This window comes from Corynebacterium sp. Marseille-P3884 (assembly GCF_017942225.1).
Classification (GTDB): Bacteria; Actinomycetota; Actinomycetes; order Mycobacteriales; family Mycobacteriaceae; genus Corynebacterium.
Genome location: NZ_JAGKSD010000018.1, coordinates 1 through 18,811, shown reverse-complemented (window position 1 = coordinate 18,811; position 18,811 = coordinate 1). Strand labels below are relative to the sequence as shown.

The 18,811-nt window shown below is 64.8% G+C and carries 19 protein-coding genes; 9 read left to right on the top strand and 10 right to left on the bottom strand.

All coding sequences use genetic code 11. The features are described 5' to 3' along the window. Positions 1-3: 3 nt before the first annotated feature. Genes J5Y21_RS10085 through J5Y21_RS10075 form a run of 3 tightly spaced genes read right to left on the bottom strand, consistent with a single transcriptional unit; the run spans position 4 to position 1,898 of the window. Positions 4-462, bottom strand: a complete 459-nt coding sequence (locus J5Y21_RS10085) for a GtrA family protein (protein ID WP_210575222.1) — start codon at positions 460-462, stop codon at positions 4-6. 6 nt (positions 463-468) lie between these two features. Next, positions 469-1,392 carry a hypothetical protein gene (locus tag J5Y21_RS10080; RefSeq protein ID WP_210575220.1) on the bottom strand — a complete coding sequence of 308 codons (924 nt, stop codon included), beginning with the start codon at positions 1,390-1,392 and terminating at the stop codon, positions 469-471. 20 nt (positions 1,393-1,412) lie between these two features. Beyond that, a complete protein-coding gene (locus J5Y21_RS10075; RefSeq protein ID WP_210575218.1) occupies positions 1,413-1,898 on the bottom strand; it encodes a hypothetical protein in 486 nt (161 codons plus the stop codon). Positions 1,899-1,942: 44 nt separating this feature from the next. On the opposite strand from J5Y21_RS10075, the gene J5Y21_RS10070 reads away from it, so the two are divergent. The 7 genes from J5Y21_RS10070 (at position 1,943) to J5Y21_RS10040 (ending at position 12,886) form a co-directional block, all read left to right on the top strand. Next, complete coding sequence (locus J5Y21_RS10070) at positions 1,943-2,164, top strand: hypothetical protein (RefSeq protein ID WP_246875156.1); 222 nt, start codon at positions 1,943-1,945, stop codon at positions 2,162-2,164. Positions 2,165-2,279: 115 nt separating this feature from the next. Further along, entirely contained in the window at positions 2,280-3,695 is a 1,416-nt protein-coding gene (locus J5Y21_RS10065; protein WP_210575216.1) for an FAD-binding oxidoreductase, read from the top strand. A gap of 33 nt (positions 3,696-3,728) precedes the next feature. After that, positions 3,729-4,493 carry a decaprenylphospho-beta-D-erythro-pentofuranosid-2-ulose 2-reductase gene (locus tag J5Y21_RS10060; protein ID WP_210575214.1) on the top strand — a complete coding sequence of 255 codons (765 nt, stop codon included), beginning with the start codon at positions 3,729-3,731 and terminating at the stop codon, positions 4,491-4,493. 38 nt (positions 4,494-4,531) lie between these two features. Continuing rightward, complete coding sequence (locus tag J5Y21_RS10055; RefSeq protein WP_210575212.1) at positions 4,532-6,535, top strand: galactan 5-O-arabinofuranosyltransferase; 2,004 nt, start codon at positions 4,532-4,534, stop codon at positions 6,533-6,535. Between the two features lie 29 nt (positions 6,536-6,564). After that, complete coding sequence (locus J5Y21_RS10050) at positions 6,565-10,089, top strand: arabinosyltransferase domain-containing protein (RefSeq protein WP_349236990.1); 3,525 nt, start codon at positions 6,565-6,567, stop codon at positions 10,087-10,089. A 68-nt stretch (positions 10,090-10,157) separates the two neighbouring features. Then, the gene (locus J5Y21_RS10045; RefSeq protein ID WP_210575210.1) at positions 10,158-12,086 is read left to right on the top strand and encodes a M13-type metalloendopeptidase; all 1,929 of its coding nucleotides are present in this window, start codon (positions 10,158-10,160) and stop codon (positions 12,084-12,086) included. Next, the gene (locus J5Y21_RS10040; RefSeq protein WP_349236989.1) at positions 12,083-12,886 is read left to right on the top strand and encodes an alpha/beta hydrolase; all 804 of its coding nucleotides are present in this window, start codon (positions 12,083-12,085) and stop codon (positions 12,884-12,886) included. Before J5Y21_RS10045 ends, J5Y21_RS10040 begins: the two co-directional genes overlap by 4 nt. A 22-nt stretch (positions 12,887-12,908) precedes the next feature. On the opposite strand, the gene J5Y21_RS10035 is transcribed toward J5Y21_RS10040, so the two are convergent. The 6 genes from J5Y21_RS10035 to J5Y21_RS10010 are packed head-to-tail and all read right to left on the bottom strand — an operon-like array spanning position 12,909 to position 16,614. After that, complete coding sequence (locus J5Y21_RS10035) at positions 12,909-13,733, bottom strand: hypothetical protein (protein WP_210575208.1); 825 nt, start codon at positions 13,731-13,733, stop codon at positions 12,909-12,911. A gap of 44 nt (positions 13,734-13,777) precedes the next feature. Beyond that, the gene (locus J5Y21_RS10030) at positions 13,778-14,557 is read right to left on the bottom strand and encodes a VOC family protein (RefSeq protein ID WP_210575206.1); all 780 of its coding nucleotides are present in this window, start codon (positions 14,555-14,557) and stop codon (positions 13,778-13,780) included. A 3-nt stretch (positions 14,558-14,560) separates the two neighbouring features. Continuing rightward, entirely contained in the window at positions 14,561-14,848 is a 288-nt protein-coding gene (locus tag J5Y21_RS10025) for an RNA-binding S4 domain-containing protein (protein WP_210575204.1), read from the bottom strand. 23 nt (positions 14,849-14,871) lie between these two features. Beyond that, positions 14,872-15,192 carry a heavy metal-binding domain-containing protein gene (locus J5Y21_RS10020; RefSeq protein WP_210575202.1) on the bottom strand — a complete coding sequence of 107 codons (321 nt, stop codon included), beginning with the start codon at positions 15,190-15,192 and terminating at the stop codon, positions 14,872-14,874. 40 nt (positions 15,193-15,232) lie between these two features. Next, positions 15,233-15,904: a LysE family translocator gene (locus J5Y21_RS10015; protein WP_210575200.1), complete on the bottom strand. Its 672-nt coding sequence runs from the start codon at positions 15,902-15,904 to the stop codon at positions 15,233-15,235. Then, complete coding sequence (locus tag J5Y21_RS10010) at positions 15,904-16,614, bottom strand: SDR family NAD(P)-dependent oxidoreductase (RefSeq protein ID WP_210575197.1); 711 nt, start codon at positions 16,612-16,614, stop codon at positions 15,904-15,906. Before J5Y21_RS10010 ends, J5Y21_RS10015 begins: the two co-directional genes overlap by 1 nt. A 62-nt stretch (positions 16,615-16,676) precedes the next feature. Between J5Y21_RS10010 and J5Y21_RS10005 the strand changes: the two genes are divergently transcribed. Beyond that, a complete protein-coding gene (locus J5Y21_RS10005) occupies positions 16,677-17,279 on the top strand; it encodes a sugar O-acetyltransferase (protein ID WP_210575195.1) in 603 nt (200 codons plus the stop codon). Here J5Y21_RS10005 and J5Y21_RS10000 read toward each other — a convergent pair. Next, positions 17,276-18,019 carry a hypothetical protein gene (locus J5Y21_RS10000; RefSeq protein ID WP_210575194.1) on the bottom strand — a complete coding sequence of 248 codons (744 nt, stop codon included), beginning with the start codon at positions 18,017-18,019 and terminating at the stop codon, positions 17,276-17,278. The genes J5Y21_RS10005 and J5Y21_RS10000 overlap by 4 nt on opposite strands. Before the next feature lie 105 nt (positions 18,020-18,124). Here J5Y21_RS10000 and J5Y21_RS09995 point away from each other — a divergent pair. Beyond that, positions 18,125-18,811, top strand: a 687-nt coding sequence (locus tag J5Y21_RS09995) for a DEAD/DEAH box helicase (protein WP_210575192.1), incomplete at its 3' end; no start/stop codon positions are given.

The window sequence follows — 18,811 nt, the reverse complement described above, 5'->3', positions numbered from 1 at the left end:
GGGCTACCGCGGCTCCTCCTCGATGACGACGCGCGAGGGCTCGCGGAAGATGAGCACGCGCTGAAGCACGAAATTGGTGATGGTGGCCACGCCTTGAGCGATGACGAACGAGACGGCATCCTTCCACGGATCAACGAGACCGAGGGCGCGCAGCGGAGCATTGGTCACGGCGTAGAGCACCCATTGCACGCCGAGGGTAGAGGCGTAAAGGATGAACACGGCGAGCGCGCGTTTACCTGTGATTTTCGCCTGGAAGGTGTACTTGGAGTTCAGCAGGTACGCGACGAGCGTGCCCAGGCACCAGCCGAAGACTTTGGCCACGAGGCGGTCGTAGCCGACAACGTGGGTGAGCGTATACGTCAGCCCGAAATCGAGCATGGCGCAGAATACGCCGACAGCGAGGAACCTGACCAGCTGTTTCTTCGCGTTCGCGGGCCGGCTCACTTCAACCTTGGATGACACGCCGGATTACTTTACCCGAAGCAGTGCGCGATAAAGATCAAGCTTATCGACGGCCGACCTTCCCCCCGCCCCATATCCCCCCACGGATGCGAGTCGCACCAGGGAGCCAGCGCAGAGTTGCTGGATCTGGCTGGCGCACAAAGGACTGCCGTCGGCGGCGGTCCAGCCAAGGGCCGCCATGGCGGATTCGGTGACGTCATCGGTGGTGGCGTCGTCGACAAGGCAAGACAGGGCGAGGAGCGTGCACCAAAAGGCGTCGCGGGCTTGGGGGGTTTTCTCGCGCGGCAGTGTCTGCAGGATGTCGTCGACGGAGGGGGTGAGGTATGCGGGCCGTGACAGGTCGAGGGCCTGGAGCAGCGGGATGAAATCCATCGCTTTGGAGCGTGAGACGACATCGACGACCTCGGGGCGGACACTAGCCATCACGTTCTCGACAGCCAACGGGCCGAGGAGCTGGGCGTTGATGGCGGAAACGTCGAAAGGCGAGCCCGCGAAATCACCGGCACCGGCGACACAGAGTGCACGCGGAGTGGCGGTGTCGCGGGGATAGGTATCGAGCAGGGTCAGCCTGAAGCACCACAAGCCCCAGTGGAAGAACAATTCGTCGCCACCGTCGCGCAGGAATTCGCCGAGGGTGGCGGTAAGTTCGAGCCGGCCGGAATCAGCAGGGGCGAGGGTGAAGCGGCTCGGGGTGGGCGTGTCCCCCGGCACCGCGAAAGCGATGTGGAGGGCGCGCTGGACATCCTCGAGAGAACTGTCGGAGCAAAGGCCGATGTGGCGGATGATCTCTTCGTCGGCAAGCGATGTGCCACAACGCACGAGCAACGTGCGGCTGCGACGGACGCCGCGGAGGCGGGCGCGAGCTGCGTCGAGGTCGACGACAGACGCCACCTGCTGGCGGCGTCGCGGTCGATACAACGTACTCGGCATAAGCCCCACCCTAGTGCCGATTAACGTGCAGTGGCGCGAGCCTCGGCCTCCGAGCCAGCGAAAATTAGGGCGCCGCCGATGAGGCCGAGCACCGTGTTCGGGCGCTTTGCGCCGCGGCGGCGCAGGGCGTCGGCAAGCTTGCTCTGTACCGCGATGCTCAGGCGCGTACTGCCGACGAGCAGTGCGAGACCGCCGAGGAGAAGGCCCCATGTCTTGGCCGGGCTGCCCGTCTCGGGCGTGTTCTCCACGCGCGCGGTGAGGTCATTGCGCGGGTCCTCGTCGAAGGCGTTGAACGCGGCGACCGTGCCGCCGAACGCCGCAGCGATGCCCACCCAGGCCGCCACGCGTCCCGGAGTCGAACGCACGTAGTCCGGCACCGCCGTGAACGCGACCGCGAACGCGGCCTGGATCAACCGGCCGCCGGTGGTGTTGTCCAGGGCGTTGTAGTCGATGCGCTCCTCGCCTGTCTGCTCCTGGACTGTCTGCTGCTTTGTCTGCTCCGTCATGCCGCCATCCTACCGGGGTGAAAGCCCGCCGTAAGATGGCTCACATGGTCAATCATGATGATTCCCCGCACATCGCCGCCCAGCTCACCGACCTGCCGCTGGATGATTTCATGACCCGTTTGGTGGCGCAGGAACTGCCGCTTTTAGATAGCACGAGCCGCGGCATCGTCTACGAAGAACTGCGCGAATACCAGCAATCGGGCAAGCCGACGATCACGAGCCAGGAGGATCTGCCGGAGCGGATCCGCGAGATCATGGAGCTGTGATTCTTCTCGCTGTCCCCCTCCTCGAGGCATTTTGACCCCCGGGCACCCGAAGTTCCGGGAGTAGGCTGGCCCCCAGTGCCCAAATGGGCAACCACAACCTATGGGGATGGAAGAGATGGAACTTCACACCACCACGAAATCGCTCTACGGCTGGGGCCGCACCGCCCCGTCCACCGCTCACGTCCTGTCCACGCCGGATGTGGATGTGATCAAGGAAGCAGTCCGCCAGGTCGCCGAGGACAACGCGACGCTGCCGGTGAACCGTCGCCGCGGCGTCATCGCGCGCGGCATGGGCCGCTCCTACGGTGACCCGGCGCAAAACGGCGGCGGCTTGGTCGTCGACATCCAGGCGCTGAACAAGATCCACGACATTGACCCGTCCACGGGCATTGTCGACGTCGACTCGGGCGTGACCCTCGACCAGCTGATGAAGGCGGCACTGCCGTACGGCCTGTGGGTTCCGGTTCTGCCGGGCACCCGCCAGGTCACCATCGGCGGTGCGATCGGCCCGGATATTCACGGCAAGAACCACCACTCCGCCGGCTCCTTCGGCAACCATGTCCTGTCCATGGAGCTGCTCGTCGCCGACGGCCGCGTGCTGCACCTGGAGCCGGAGGGCTCCACGGACGACCCGGACGGCTCCCTGTTCTGGGCGACGGTCGGCGGCATGGGCCTGACCGGCATCATCTTGCGCGCACGCATCCAAATGACCTTCACGGAGACCGCCTACTTCATCTCCGACACGGTGCGCACCACGACTCTCGACGAGACGATCGAGGAGCACTCCCACGGCCAGGAGGAGGGCTACACCTACTCTTCGGCATGGTTCGACGCGATCTCGGCGCCGCCGAAGACCGGCCGCTCCACGATCTCCCGCGGCTCGCTGGCAACGCTCGCGCAGCTGGAAGAGTACGCACCGAAGCTGGCGAAGAACCCGCTGAAATTCTCCGCCCCGCAGCTGATGACGGTACCTGACATCTTCCCGTCCTGGACCATGAACAAGCTGACGCTGTCGGCGATCGGCGAGGCGTACTACATGATGGGTTCGCCCAGCCAGAACGATATTTTGAACCTGACGCAGTTCTACCAGCCGCTCGACATGATCGCGGAGTGGAACCGCGGCTACGGCAAGGCAGGCTTCCTGCAGTACCAGTTCGTGGTGCCCACGGACGCGGTCGAGCCGTTCAAGCAGATCATCTACGACATCCAGTCGTCGGGCCACTACACCGCGCTGAACGTGTTCAAGCTGTTCGGCGAGGGCAACCGTGCGCCGCTGTCCTACCCGATGCGCGGCTGGAATGTGTGCGTGGACTTCCCGATCCGCGACGGCCTGCATGCCTTCCTCGACCGCCTCGATGAGCAGGTCATGGAATTCGGCGGACGCCTCTACCTGGCTAAGGAGTCCCGCACCTCCGCCGAGAATTTCCACAAGATGTACCCGGAGATGGACAGTTGGCTTCACACCCGCCGCGCCATCGACCCGACCGGGGTCTTCGCCTCCGATATGTCCCGCCGCTTGGAACTCTCCTAGCCCCGCCCTACCTGAAGAAAAAGAGGAAACACAATGCTCAACGCAGTTGGACAGGCACAGAACATTCTTCTTCTCGGCGGCACGAGCGAGATCGGTCTCGCGATTGTCGACGAGATCGCATCGCGCGGCGGCTCCCCGACAGTCACGCTCGCGGCACGCAAGAACAGCCCGCGTATCGACGCCGCCGTGGAAGAGGTCACCAGCCACGGCGCCGGCGAGGTGCGCGTGATCGACTTCGACGCTTTCGACACCGCGTCCCACCCGGCCGTCATCGAGGAGGCCTTCGCGCACGGCGACGTGGACGTGGCCATCGTGGCATTCGGCACCCTGGGCGACCAGGAAGAACTCTGGCAGAACCAGGAGGCGGCGGTCGCCTCCGCGCAGACGAACTTCACCGCTCCGGTCTCGGTGGGCGTGCTGCTGGGCCAGAAGCTCAAGGAGCAGGGCCACGGCCGCATCATCGCGATGAGCTCGGTGGCGGGCATGAAGGTGCGCCGCTCGAATTTCGTCTACGGCGCGACCAAAGCGGGCATGGACGGCTTTTACACCCAGCTCGGCGAAGCGCTGCGCGATTCAGGTGTGACGGTCACCGTCGTCCGTCCGGGTCAGGTCCGCACGAAGATGACGCAGGGGCTGGATGAGGCGCCGTTGACCGTCGATAAGCAAGATGTGGCGAAAGCTGCTGTGAACGCCGCGCTTGCTGGCAAGCCGAACGTGTTCGTGCACAAGCTCTTCGGGCCGATCTCGCTCGTGCTGCAGCACATCCCGGCGCCGATCATGCGCCGCTTGAGCTTCTAATACCGGGAACTGCCCCGCGCTGTGGGAGACTGTCAGGTATGACAGAGCACCTCACCGAGCAGCGCGAACGGCAGTCAGGATCGACAATTGCGGAGCGCAGGCGCGTTTCCGCGTACGCACCAGACGGCTTATCGACGCCAGCCGCCCTGGTGCGTTTTGTCTGCGCCCTGCTCGGCGGCGCCGTTTTCACGCTGGCCTGCTGGTACGTGCTGCACTCGGTGTCGCTCGCGGCGTTCAACGTCTCCATGGTCACCCGCGCGCTTGCGACGGCGTGCTCCCTTTTGGTCGTCGTCGCCGTCGGTGTGCTGATCTGGCTGTGGTTGCGTGACGGCGAGGACCCGCGACCCCGCTGGCGCACGGTGCTGACGGAGATCGTGTGCACCCTCGCCCCCTCCGGCCTCGTCGTATCCGCGCTCGGCATTCCGCTTTCCGCGACAAAGCTGTACCTCGACGGCATCCAGGTCGACCAGGGCTTCCGCACCCAGTTTTTGACGCGCATGGCGGAGACCGCCACGAACCAGGACATGAACTACGTGGACCTGCCGTCGTTCTACCCGCTCGGGTGGTTCTGGCTCGGCGGGCGCCTATCGAACCTGCTCGGCATGCCTGGCTGGGAGGTGTACCAGCCGTGGGCTCTGGTCTCCATCGCCGCTGCCGGTTCCGCCCTGGTGCCGGTGTGGCGCAAACTGCTCGGGTCTTTGCCGATCGCCACGTGCATCGCTATCACCACCACGGCAATCTGCCTGACGATGGTGCCGGACGAGCCGTACGCCGCCGTCGTGGCCATGGGCGTTCCCGCCGCCGCCGTGATGGGCTTCCGCGCAATGCGCGGCTCGTGGGCCTCCACGATCGGGCTGATGGTGTATCTGGGCATTTCCGCCTGCTTCTACACCCTTTTCACCGGCATCCTGGCGCTGATGATGACCACCTTCACCGCCACCGCCATCGCCTCCGGCCCCAGCTGGCAGCGCTGGTGGGTGCCGGTGCGGCAGCTGGCCGTGATCGGCTTCGGTTCCATCGCGATCGCCCTGGTGGCGTGGGCTCCGTATCTGCTGGGGCTGATCCGCAGCCCGGAGGCTGTGAAGTCGACCGCGCAGCACTTCCTGCCGTCTGAGGGCACCACGATCCCGCTGCCGTTCTTCTCGTTGACCGCTATCGGCGCATTGAGCCTGATCGGTCTCATCTACATCATCGTGCGCTTCCGTGAACCGGAGATCACCTACCTCGCCACGGCGGTGAGCGTCTGCTACGCCTGGGTCTTCGGTTCCATGGTCGTCGCGTTGACCGGCACGACCCTGCTCGGCTTCCGCGTGGAGGTGCTCATCGCGCTGCTGTTGTCCACGGCCGGCATTTTCGCGATCGCGGACCTGCGACTCGTCGGCGTGGACTTGCTCTACCCGGATAGGCTCGGCGAGCGTGGCAACCGCATTGTCACGGCTGTCTTCGTCGTTCTGCTCGGCGCCGGAACGCTGGCCTATGTCCAACAGATTCCGGACGAGAACGAGAGCTTCATCGACGAGGCCTACACCGGCACCGACGGCAATGGTGAGCGCGCCGACCTGCGCGAATCCGATGTGGGGCGCTACTACATCCAGATCCACGACTTCATCCAGCAGCAGGGTTACACCCCCGCCGACACCGTGATGTTCACCGACGAGATCAACTTCATGGCCTACCACCCGTACCACGGGTTCAACGCCTTCACCAGCCACTATGCGAATCCGCTCGGCGAATTCGACGCCCGCAACGAACACATCGCGTCGTGGGCCCGCGGCTCGTTTGGCGAGCTGTCGGATCCCGCTGCCTTCACCGCCGCTGTCGATGAGACGAACAACCGCTGGCGCGCACCCGACGTCTTCCTGCTGCGCGGCAGCGAGGACGACCCGGACGAACCGTGGAAGACCCACATCGCCCACGACATCTTCCCCAGTCAGCCGAATGTCCACTACGAGGCGTTGTTCTTCAACCCGAAGGCATTCGATTCCGACGACTGGACGGTCGAGCAATTCGGCCCGTTCGTGGTGGTGGTCCGCAACAAGTGAGCAAGAAGCAGAAAGTAGAATCAGCCGCCGTGAACAAGGTGAGCAAGGTGGAAGAAACAAACCAGGCAGACGCGCGCACCGCGGGCAGCACCCGCGTCGCGTCCACGTCAAAAAGGAGTCCCCGCTGGTTGAGCCGGACGGCGATGCTGTCGGGCATCTTGGCGTTCCTGTTCTTCGTTCTCACGCCGCTTCTGCCGGTGAAGCAGGTTCAGTCGTCTTTCGATTGGCCGCAGAACGGGTCGCTCAATTCGGTGAACGCGCCGCTGATTTCGCTGGCGCCAGAGTCGATGGACCTGACCATTCCGCTGAGCGTGACGGATGCGCTGAACCCGAATCAGACCAATATCTTGTCCACCTTGCCGCAGGATTCGACGGAGGCATTGGACCGCGGCCTGTTCATCACGGTCCCGGAGGACGGCGGGCTGACGGTCTCCTCGCTCAACGAGGTCATCTTCGAGCTCACACCCGATGAGCTGGACAAAGCACGCAAGGCCGAGGACGCGGCGCTGCACCTTTCTGCCACAGGCGACGGCATCACGGTCGAGGTGCCGGGCACGGACTTCGCGGAAGAGACCGACGAAGACATGCGTCCCCAGCTCACAGGCATCTACAGCGAGCTTTCGGAAGAGCAGGCGCAAGAGCTTATCGACGCCGGCCTTTCCGCCCACGTCGACATCAATTCCCGCTTCACCTCTGAGCCCACCGCAGTGAAGTGGCTGGCCATGATCGGCGGCACCTTGTCCGCGATCGTGGCTCTGTGGTCCTTGGCGCGCCTCGACCTGCTGGACGGCAAGCGTCTGCGTCCGCTGCGCCCGGAATGGCGTTCCTTCAAGCCTCTCGACGCCGTGGTCGTCGGTCTGCTGCTGTTCTGGCACTTCTTCGGTGCGAACACCTCCGACGACGGCTTCTTGCTCACCATGGCGCGCGTGGCCAACGACTCGGACTACATGGCCAATTACTACCGCTGGTACGGCGTTCCTGAATCGCCGTTCGGCGCTCCGTTCTACAACCTGCTGTCGCTTCTGGCGAAGGTCAGCACCGCCTCGGCGTGGATGCGCATTCCGACGCTGCTGTCCGGCATCGCCATCTGGTGGGTGCTCTCCCGCGAGATCCTGCCGCGGCTAGGCGCGTCCATTGCCACCCGGCGCGTGGCGTACTGGACCGCCGCGTTCATGTTCCTGGCGTTTTGGATGCCGTACGACAACGGTCTGCGCCCAGAGCCGGTCATCGCTCTCGGCACGATTGTCACCTGGGCATCCTTTGAAAGCGCCATCGCTTCGCGACGCCTTTTGCCCGCCGCGTTCGGCACTGTCTTCGCGGCCTTCACTCTGGCGTGCGGACCGACTGGCTTGACCGCCGTCGGCGTCTTCCTGGTGTGCCTGCCGCATCTGCTGCGCATCGTGCGCGAGCGCACCTCGATCGCTCCTCAGGGAGCATTCGTCCTGCCGTTCCTCGGCTTGGGCTTCGCAGTGATGATCCCGGTCTTCCACGACCAGACACTCGCGGCGGTGCTGGAGGCCACATCTGTCCGTTCGGAGGTCGGCCCTGCACTGGAGTGGTTCAACGAGTACGTCCGCTACTCCACGCTCTTTGAGGCGGCGGTGGACGGGTCGCTGACTCGTCGATACGCAATGTTCACGTTGCTGTTCTGCCTGGGCTTGGTGCTGTGGAGCATGTCCCGCTTCGGCAGCGTGCAGGGCGCGGAAAAGGCCCCGACGAAGCGCATGCTCGCGATCTTCGCGCTGTCCATGTTCTTCCTCATGTTCACCCCGACGAAGTGGACCCACCACTTCGGCATTTACGCGGGCCTCGCCGGCGCCGCAGCTGCTCTCGGCGCTGTCGTGCTGGCCCAGATCGCCGCGCAGTCCGCCCGCGCGCGCACTTTCGCGCTCGCAGCCGTCATGTTCCTCATGGCGCTCTCGCTGGCCGGTTGGAACGCATGGTGGTACGTCTCCTCGTTCGCCGTCCCATGGTGGGACAAGACCGTCCAGCTCAAGGGCGTCGAAGCCAGCTCGGTCATGCTGGCGCTGTGCTTGATCACCGTGATCGTCGGTGTTGTCCAGTCCCTGCGCTACAACCAGCGCCGTGCCGAAGCCGAAGAAGCCGGCCGAGTCGAGGAATTCGAGGCTGCGGAGGCCGCAGAAGGCTCCCGCTTCCGCACCGCCATGACCGCACCCATTGCCGTTGCCTCCATCTTGATCGTGGCGTTTTCATGCCTGACCTTCACCAAGTCCTTTATTGACCAGGCACCCGCCTACTCCGTCGGCATGGGCAACGTCCGCTCCTTGAAGGGCAATACCTGCCAGCTCAGCAGTGATGTTCTGCTGGAGACCAACACCAACGACTCCTTCCTCACTCCCGTCGACGGCGTCCCACTCGGATCCTCGCTCGAATCCGGCACTGTCCGCGGCTTCCACCCCGAAGGTGTGCCCGCCTACATCGACTCGGACAACGAAGGCTCGGCGAGCGTCGGCGCCATCGGCAACGACCCGGCCGCAAACGCCGACACGGGTGCAGGCACTGCTACGGGCTCGGCGAATGCGGCGAATGCCGACAGTTCAGACTCGAACGCCAGCACCGGAACCAGCACGGGCACCGACACCGCCACCGGCTCGAACACCAAGGGCGACGACGTCACCTCCGACACCGTCCAGTCCACCAGCCGCGCCGGCACCCAGGGCAACCGTTCCGAGGACCAGATCGGCATCAACGGCTCTACGGTGCGCCTTCCGTTCAACCTGGACTACAACCGCATCCCGGTGCTGGGCACCTTTGATGAAGAGGCCCAGTCCTCCTCCGAGATCACCACGTCCTGGTTCGAGCTGCCGGAAGCCACCGAGGAAGCGCCGCTGCTGGTCACCTCCGTTGCCGGCCGCCTGGCGCACCACGACATCAACGGCGAGGAGAAGGAAGGCCAGACCATCAAGCTCGAGTACGGCACCCGCAATGAGGGCGGCTCCGTCACCGACATCGGCGAGGTGGAGATGATGGATCCGGGCCCGCGCGTTAAGTGGCGCAACCTCCGCTACCCCATCTCGGACTTGCCGGAGGGCGCGAACGTCGTGCGCTTGGTGGGCGAGGACTTGAACCTCGACCCATACGAGTGGATGGCGCTGACCCCGCTGCGCAACCCGAAGCTCGAGCACATCACCGACGTCTTCGATTCGGAGACCCCGGGTCTGCTCGACTGGCCGGTCGCGCTGCAGTTCCCGTGCCACCGCACGTTCAACCACTACGCCGGTGTTACGGAGATCCCGCAGTTCCGCGTGGCTCCGGACGCCCCTGGCAAGGAGCAGCTCAGCGGTTTCCAGGACTTCATGGGCGGCGGCGCGATGTCTACCGCCGAGGCCGTGAACTCTGCCTACGAGATGCCGGGCTACCTCGACCAGGACTGGCACCGCGACTGGGGTTCGGCCTACCGCTACGTGCTGCGCACCAACTCGAAGGGCGAGGCACCCGCTGAGGCTGAGATCAACCACGAGGAGATCACCCGCTCCGGCTTGTGGAAGCAGTCCGACATGAAGATTCGCGACCCGTACGAGAAGAAGGACTAGGGCGCTAACACATACAAAGGCCGGGAACCGCGTATTCGGTTCCCGGCCTTTCACTACAGTGGGGTCCTATGAAGGACCTTTACCGACTTGTGAACGGACCCTGGCTGGAAAGCCACGTCATCCCCGATGACCGCGGTGTGGACGGCACCTTCCACGGCCTGCGCGACAGGGCCGAGGAGGATGTGCACGAACTCGTCAAGGAAGGTACAGGCCGCGCGAGTGACCTGTACGCGGCGTTCATGGACATTGACGCGATCAACGCAGCAGGAATGAGCCCGCTTGATGACGATTTCGCCCTCCTCAGCGTCGCCGACATCGAAGAACTCGCCCGTAACCTGGGCGCACTCGACCGCCGCGGCATCTCCGGCCCGTTGGCCTACTGGGTGGAAAAGGATTCCGAGGGAGACGAAGCAGTCCCGTACCTGGTCCAGTCGGGCCTGGGCCTGCCGGACGAGGCGTACTACCGCGACCCGGCGCACGCCGAGACACTGAAGAAGTACCGCGCCCACGTCGAGCGCATGCTCGGCTTCCTCGACCCGTCGCGCCTGTTCGGACTCAGCGCGGCCACCGCCGCACAGCGCATCGTGGAGACAGAGAAGCAGATCGCGCACAGCCACTGGGATGTCGTGGCCAGCCGCGACGCAGTGAAGACATACAACCCGAAGCAGCTGAGCGACCTGCCCGCCATCATCCAGACGCTGCTGCGCGGCTCCGGGCTTTCCGACGGCCGCGTCATCGACATGATGCCCTCCTACACCGTGGAGCTGGCGGCGATGCTCCGCCCCGAGACCCTGCCGGACTGGCAGCTGTGGGCGACATGGCACATTCTCATCTCCCGCGCCGGCGTGCTGCCGGAGGAGGTCGGCGCCGCCAATTTTGAGTTCTACGGCACCGCGCTGTCCGGCGCGACGCAGCAGCGCGACAGGTGGAAGCGCGGCATCGCCCTCGCAGAATCGCTGGTGGGGGAAGATATGGGCAAGGTGTTCGTCGATAAGCACTTCTCCCCGGAAGCCAAGGACGAAATGCTGAAGCTCGTCGACTACCTTGTCGCCGCCTACCGCGAGCGCATCAGCGAGCTCGCGTGGATGTCGCCCGCCACCCGCGAGCGCGCGCTGGAGAAGCTCTCGCAATTCCGCGCGAAAATCGGTTATCCCGACACATGGCGCTCCTACGACGGCCTCGACTTCTCCCGCAGCGGCGCCGATCTCGTCGCCAACGTGCGCGCGGGCGCCGAATTCGAGCACGACTACCAGGTGGCCAAGATCGGCAAGCCCGCCGACCGCGACGAGTGGGTGACCACCCCGCAGACCGTCAACGCGTTCTACAACCCGGTGGTCAACGACATCACGTTCCCCGCCGCGATCCTGCGCCCGCCGTTCTTCGACATCGACGCTGACCCCGCGGAGAATTTCGGGGCGATCGGCGCCGTCATCGGCCACGAGATCGGCCACGGCTTCGACGACCAGGGCTCGCGTTACGACGGCGCCGGCAACCTCAACTCCTGGTGGACCGACGACGACCGCGCCCGCTTCGAAGAGCTGACGAGCAAGCTGGTCGACCAGTACAACGGCCTCGTCCCGCACGTCCTCGAAGGCCGCGAGACCGCCGGCGTCAACGGCGAATTCACCCTGGGCGAGAACATCGGCGACCTGGGCGGACTCGGCATCGCCGTCGTCGCGTACAAGAACTACCTCAAAGACAAGCAGCTTGACGACGGCCCCGCCCTCCCCTTCGACACCGACGGCTCCTCGAAGGAACTGGACGGGAAAGAATTCACCGGCCTGCAGCGCCTATTTTTGTCCTGGTCCCGCATCTGGCGCACCGCGATCCGCCCTGAGATGGCGGAACAGTACCTGGCCATCGACCCGCACTCGCCCGCCGAGTTCCGCTGCAATGTCATCGCCGGCAATATCGCCGAGTTCTACGAGGCATTCCCCGATGTGGACGAAGACTCCCAGATGTGGGTCGCCCCGGATGACCGCGTGGTGATCTGGTGACAGTTTCCCCCGACCACTCCCCCGATTTCGCCGCCGCGCAGGCGCGCATGCGCCACGTCCCGGAGCCCGTCGAACCTGACGCGCCCCTGCCTGCCGGCGAAACCGACGCCGCCTACCCAGTCAACGAACAGCACCTCGAGGACTTCCAGGTCGGCGGTGTGGAACGCTCGCTCCCGCCGGCGGAGCAATTGGCGCAGCTCGTCTCCTACATGGAGAACAGCTACCCGGTGCCGGCGGACGACGACGCTCTCGACCGCTACCTCGCCGCGCTGCCGGACCGCCTCACGCACGCAGCGATGCTCATGCTCGGTTCAGGCTTGGACCACACGATGCCCGGTGTCGCCTACGGCATGGATGTCGACGCACGCGAGCTACCCGAATTGCCCGAGCTGGGTGCCCGCGTGTTCGTGCCCACGGACACCAGCGTCGGCCGCTGGGCTGTCTCGCTCAACCCCGGCTTCGGGCCCCGCGCTGTCGAGCACCACTGGCGCCCGCTGATCGCGGCGATCGCCCAACTGTCGGGCACCACCATCATCGACCTTCCCGACCCGCAGCGGGACGGCGATGTCGCTGCGGTACTGGATGTCGTCGCAAAGCAGCAGCCGGCAACCACCGCGATCATCGCAAAACAGCACGAGGCGCCGGACGGGATTGCGCTGGTCAGCGCGGCTGCGCTCGTCGAGCCCTCCCCCGATTATTCCGCGGCCGCCATCGGGCACCCGGGAACCTGCGGGATCATCGCCACGCCGGAGGAGTACCGGCGAATCGTCCGCGATATCGCGGACCGCCTCCGGGCATAATCCACGCCTCCGCGCCTTACGGTCACCGCTCCACGAACGGTTGTCCGACGGTGTGGAGGCCCCAACGCACCCGTTCCGATGACCACACGGTCAGCGATTCAGCGCCATTCGCGATATCGAGCGCATCGATCGTGTCGCGGTCGACGCCGAAGGACAGACGATTCTTCTCGGACTGGTCGATCCAGGCGTGCACGTCGTCGGTGTGCTCGTCGATATCGCCGTAGCTCATCGCGGCAACGACCCAGTCCGGGCCGAAAGAGACCGACCCGAACGCGGACTCCCGGTCGTCGGCCCACCCGAATTTCGATCCGATTGCCCCATCTATCTGGTCCGTGCCGAAGTCCTGTTTCAACCCGTCTTGGGCATACGGGGCGTGATTCGCCATGCCGCGAATCAGGGGCTCAGCGACGGGATCGTCCATGATCGCCATGACGAATTTCGCCAGGTCGTACGGCGTGGTCTCCGATTTTCCCCAGTAGCCGGCGCTGTAGGTTCCCGAAAGCTCAAAGTCTTCGGCGACGTCGTTGATCGCATCGGGGTACTTCTCATCGAGCTCGACGGCGAGCAAGTCATCGGACACGCGGATCATCCGCAGAACTTTGCCCCGCTCCTCAGGGGTGCCGTTCGCCAGGACGTAGTAGCCGAGGTACAGCTTCGCCAACGACAGCGCCGGGCGGGACTCGCGCGCATTCGGCGACCCCGTCCAGTGGCCGTCGGCGTGGTAGACCGCCAGATCAGTTCGTTCCCCGGGGTCGCCGGGAATGACATCGACGGCGTCAGCCTGCGGCGCGGCAAGCGCGGTGAGCAGGCACGCGGTCGTTGTCGCGGCGGCGAGGAATCGTTTCACAATGGCTCATTATGCACCGCAACTCACACACTGCGGAATCCAAGCTACAGGTGCAGGATCGAATCGCCTTCGTCGAGGGTCTCTTCGTCGACGGGTTCGTCGACCTCGCACAACGTCACCACCGCGCCGGTCGAATCCGCGGCGGTCAGCAGCAGCCCGAACGGCGAATTCTCCGGGCCGCGCAGCACCTCGCCACCGAATTCTTCGATGCGGCTGCGCGTCTCCGCGATGTTGGCCACGCCCAGATATGAGCGCCAAAAGCTCGGCACATCCGCGGGAATCTGCTCGCGCGCGTCCCAGATCCCGGCGAATGCCGCGCCGTCCTGCATGGCCAGCAGGTAGCCGTCGTTTTCGACGATGTTCCAGTCGAACAGCTCGCCATAAAAACGCGCAAGCTTATCGACGTCCCCCGTACACGTATATTCATGCCACACCGGCGTCCCCGGCTCACCGGCCGCGACGAAGGAATCTTCCCCTTCCGGCTGGTACAGGCCGAACCAGCCCCCTTGATCATCCGCGCACAGCGCCATCGTGCCCAAGGACACTTGCTGCGGCTGCGCCAGCACCCAGCCACCGAGCTCGCCCACGCGCTGGGCGTCGCGCTCGATATCGGTGGACAGGAAATACGTCACCCACGCGTCCGGCATGTCCTCTTGCGGCACCATGCCTGCCACCGGCATATTCTGCAGCCGTGCGATGCGGTAATCGCCCTCTGCGACATCCCAGCCGAGAATCCGGGAGTAGAAATACGCCGACTTCCTCGTCTCCGAGGTGAGTAGGTCAATCCAGTACGGCATGCCCTCGCGGGCTTCGAAAGCGGGCATGGGTTAGAGATTCCTCCACTTCTCCGGGTCGAAATCGTCGTTGGCGGTGCGCTCGTCGAAATAATCATCCCCGCCGCCGTCCGCCACCACAGTGGCATTGAGGGAGGCGGAGGGAATGGAGACCACGTCGCCGTCGATAAGCTCATGCCCCCGCGAGGTGACGACCTCGCCATTGACCGCGACCTCCCCCGAAGAAACGAGCTCTTTCGCGTGGCCACCTGTTTCCGCGAGATTCGCGAGCTTGAGGAACTGGCCCAGCTTGATGCTGCCACCGCTGATGCTTACATCCATGCCTCTATGTAAGCAGCTCGCCGCTAGTCGAGCCGAACCGCGGTGCCCGTCGCTGCGACGAGCATCATCGAACCATCCGCACCCATCGGCGAATAGTCCAGCTCAACGCCAATGACCGCGTCCGCCCCGATCTGGCGTGCGCGCTCCCACAGCTCGTTGAGCGCACTGTCGCGCGCCTGGATCAACTCCTGCTCCCAGGAGCTCGCGCGACCGCCCACCATATTGCGGAAACCCGCGCCGATGTCCTTGAACATGTTCATGCCGGTGATCGTTTCGCCACCGATGATGCGCATGTATTCCGTGATTGTCCGGCCTTCAACTGTCTGCGTGGTAGTGAGGATCATGAACGCAATGCTAGCGCGGCACACCGACGGTGTCTCCGACTCAAAGCAGACTCGTAGCGCCCTCTACGAGCATCCACACCGCCAACGCCACAAAGATCACGCCCGTGACCACGTCGACCACATGCCCGTGGCGGTCCAGAAAGCCCGCGAACTTATCGACGAGCACCGCGAACCCCACGAACCACGCCACCCCGATCACCACCAGCGTGAGCAGGATGACCAGCATCCACTCCCACCCCATGCCGGGTGTGACGAACTGAGCGAACACCGCCCCGAAGAACAGCACCGCCTTCGGGTTGGCCAGGTTCGTGGCCACGCCGATGCGGAAAGCCGTGCTGGTCGGCAGGGCTGCGGAGGACGGAACGTCGGCAGCTGCGACCGCGTCCGTGTCGCCGGCTGTGCCATCGTTCGCTGCTTCCTTCCTCACGGCGAACCCGGCACGAACAGCACCGATGCCCATCCACAGCAGGTACGCCCCGCCGACGAGTTGGAGTACAGCGAGGATCTGGGGCACGGCCTGGATGAGTGCGCTTAAGCCGAGCAGCGAGGCGGCAATCCAGAAGGTGTTGCCCACCATGATTCCGACGGCGCACGCCACTCCGGCCGCCCGCGACTTCACCCCGAGGCGCGCGATCTGGACGATGTCGGGGCCGGGGCTGGCAATCGCGGCGACCCAGACGCCGACAAGCGCCAGTAGCTGACCGGTCGCCACTAACGTTCCGCCTGGTCGCGCGGCATGATATTCATCGTGTCGATATTCACGTGCGGCGGCAGGGATGCCACCCACCGGATCGCCTCCGCGATGTCCTCGGCGGTCAGGTTGAGCTTGCCGTCGTAGACTTCCGCCGCGCGCGCCTCATCGCCGAAGCGGTTGAAGGCGAAGTCGGTCTTCACGCGGCCGGGGTCGATCTCGGTGATGCGGATGGGGGCGTCGACCTCCTCGCGCCGGAAAGCGCGGGTGAGCGCGCGCAGGCCGAATTTGGCCGCGTTGTAGCCAGACCCGCCGACGTAGGCGTCCCACCCGGCGACGGAGCCGACGTTGATGACCAGGCCTTCCGCCGCGACGAGCGCCGGGTAGAGCGCCTTGGTCACGCGCACGGTGCCCAGCACATTCGTCTGGTACATCCAGTCCCAATCCTCGGGCTTGGCCTCGCGCAGCGGGTCGAGCCCTTTCGCGCCTCCCGCGTTGTTGACCAGCACGTCGACGCGCTCAAGCTGCGCGGCAAGCTTATCGACGCTCCCCTGCTCCGTCACATCCAGCTCCACCCCCACACCGCCGATCTCGCCGGCGATCTTCTCGCACAGCTCTTTGCGGCGGGCGCAGACGTAGACGGTGTAGCCGTCGTCAGCCAATGCCCGTGCCGCTGCCGCCCCGATGCCTGCGGAACCGCCGGTGACTACTGCAATCTTCTTCTCGCTCATGGGGTGCAGTGTAGGCGTGCCCCTCGGCGGGCACTGGTTTTTTAACGCGTACCCTTGCGCATATGACCACGCTTGATGATGCGACAGAACACCCCAACCTCGCCGACCTCCGCGCCTCCCGCTGGTACAAGCCGGATTCCGACGAGCTGGAAACTGTCCGCCACGCCGCGTGGGAGCGCATCCGCGAACTGAATTCTTTAGGCAATTTGAATTCTGAGCGTGCGGAAGAGCTCTTGAAAGGCATCCTCGCCCCTGGTTCCGCCATCCCTGAAGTTTTCGCACCGCTACAGGTCGAATTCGGTGCGCACACCACCTTTGGCGAAGGCTGCTTCCTCAATTACAACTGCGTGATCTTGGACGTAGCTGAGGTGAACGTGGGCAAGCGCACCCTGTTTGGTCCAGGTTGCCAGCTCATCACCGTCGAGCACCCGGTTAATGATGCGAAAGAGCGTGCCGACGGCTGGGAGCGCGGCCGCCCCATCAACATCGGCGACGACTGCTGGTTCGGTGCCGGCGCGATCGTCCTACCTGGTGTGACCATCGGTGACCGCTGCGTCATCGCCGCCGGCGCTGTGGTGACCAAAGACGTGCCCGATAACTCGTTGGTCGGCGGAGTCCCAGCGAAGCTGATCCGCCAACTCGACGCACCAGGCAGGCCGAGCTAACCCGCCAAATCCACATCGCCATCGGTGTCGAGATAGATCTCATCCAGGTCTGCTAAAGCCTGGTCGATGGCGTGCTGCGATGTGACGGCCTGGTAATCGTCGATCGAGAAGATCCCGAAGCGCGGGCGATCCAGCCCCTCGAAGGCCGCTTGAATGCTGCCGCGTTCGAGCTTGCGGATGAATTTCGCCATCTCGCGGTCGATCGCGCGGCGCTGCTGCCGTGGCAGACGCGGCAAGTACGGGTTGTGGTTACCGAACACGCGGCCGGCGAAGTGCCAGTTGACCGGGTCGAGGACAAACACGGCCAATGGGTAGTTCTCCTCGGGACCCATGCGGCGGACGATGGAAAAAGCGTGGTAGACAACCTCGCTATGACCGAGTCCGGCAAGCACGTGGTCGCGCAGTAGCTGTAGCACCCCGGTATCGAGGTCGTCAGCCTCAATATCAGGGTTCTGCTCCATGTCGATGCGGTCGGTGAAGTTCAACGGGCCGTCGAGAAGCGCTGCTCCTTGCTTGCGGTCCATCTCGATTAACCATTGCTTCATGTCCTCGAAGAACTCCATGAGCTCATCGACGACCACATCATCGTGATCGAACGGTGCCGCCGGGTGGTCCGCGGGCAGCGCCGTGAAGAGCATCTCCCCCGTGATGGAATCGACGGCCATAATGCCCGCCGGGTATGCGTCGTTGAATTCGTCTTGGTCTGGTCGGTACGTGATTGTGAAACTGTAGATTTTCATTTCTTTCCCCCCTTGCCCCGGACATTAATCGTTTCGGGCCGCGAAATTAAGGGACGGATGTACACTTCAGTGCGCAATCCGACACCGCGGGTAGATTTAAGGGCGATGTTCGACCTATCCACCATCGGCGCAGGCCTCCCCGTCGCGAATGTCATCGGGGACCTCCCGGCGCGCGGCCCGCTCGTGGTGGAGGCACCACCGGGCACAGGCAAGACGACATTGCTGCCGCCCGCGATCAGCAACCTCACCACCGACGGCGGCATCACACTCGTCACCGCACCCAGGCGCGTTGCGGTGCGTGCCGCAGCGAGACGCTTAGCGCTTCTCGACGGCACCCCCCTAGGCGACCGCGTCGGCTACTCCATCCGCGGCGAACACAAGGACGGGTCGCTGGTGCAGTTCGTCACGCCGGGCGTGCTGCTCAACCGCCTGCTCAAAGACCCGGAACTGTCCGGTGTCGGCGCGGTAGTGATCGACGAGGTCCACGAACGCCAGCTCGACACCGACCTGGTGCTGGCCATGGCGATGGAAGTGGCGTTTCTGCGCGACGACCTTTATCTAGCCGCCATGTCCGCGACCCTCGACGCGAAGGCGCTCGCCGCGCACATGGACGCGCAGATCCTGGCCACCGAGGCCGTCACCCACCCGCTGGATGTCAGCTACCACCCGCATCCGGGCCGCGCGGAGGTCTCACGGGAGTTCTACCGCCACGTCGCCCAGCTCGCGGGCACCCCGCACGACGGCCGCACCCTCGTGTTCGTCCCCGGCGCGCGCGAGGTGGACGCCGTGTGC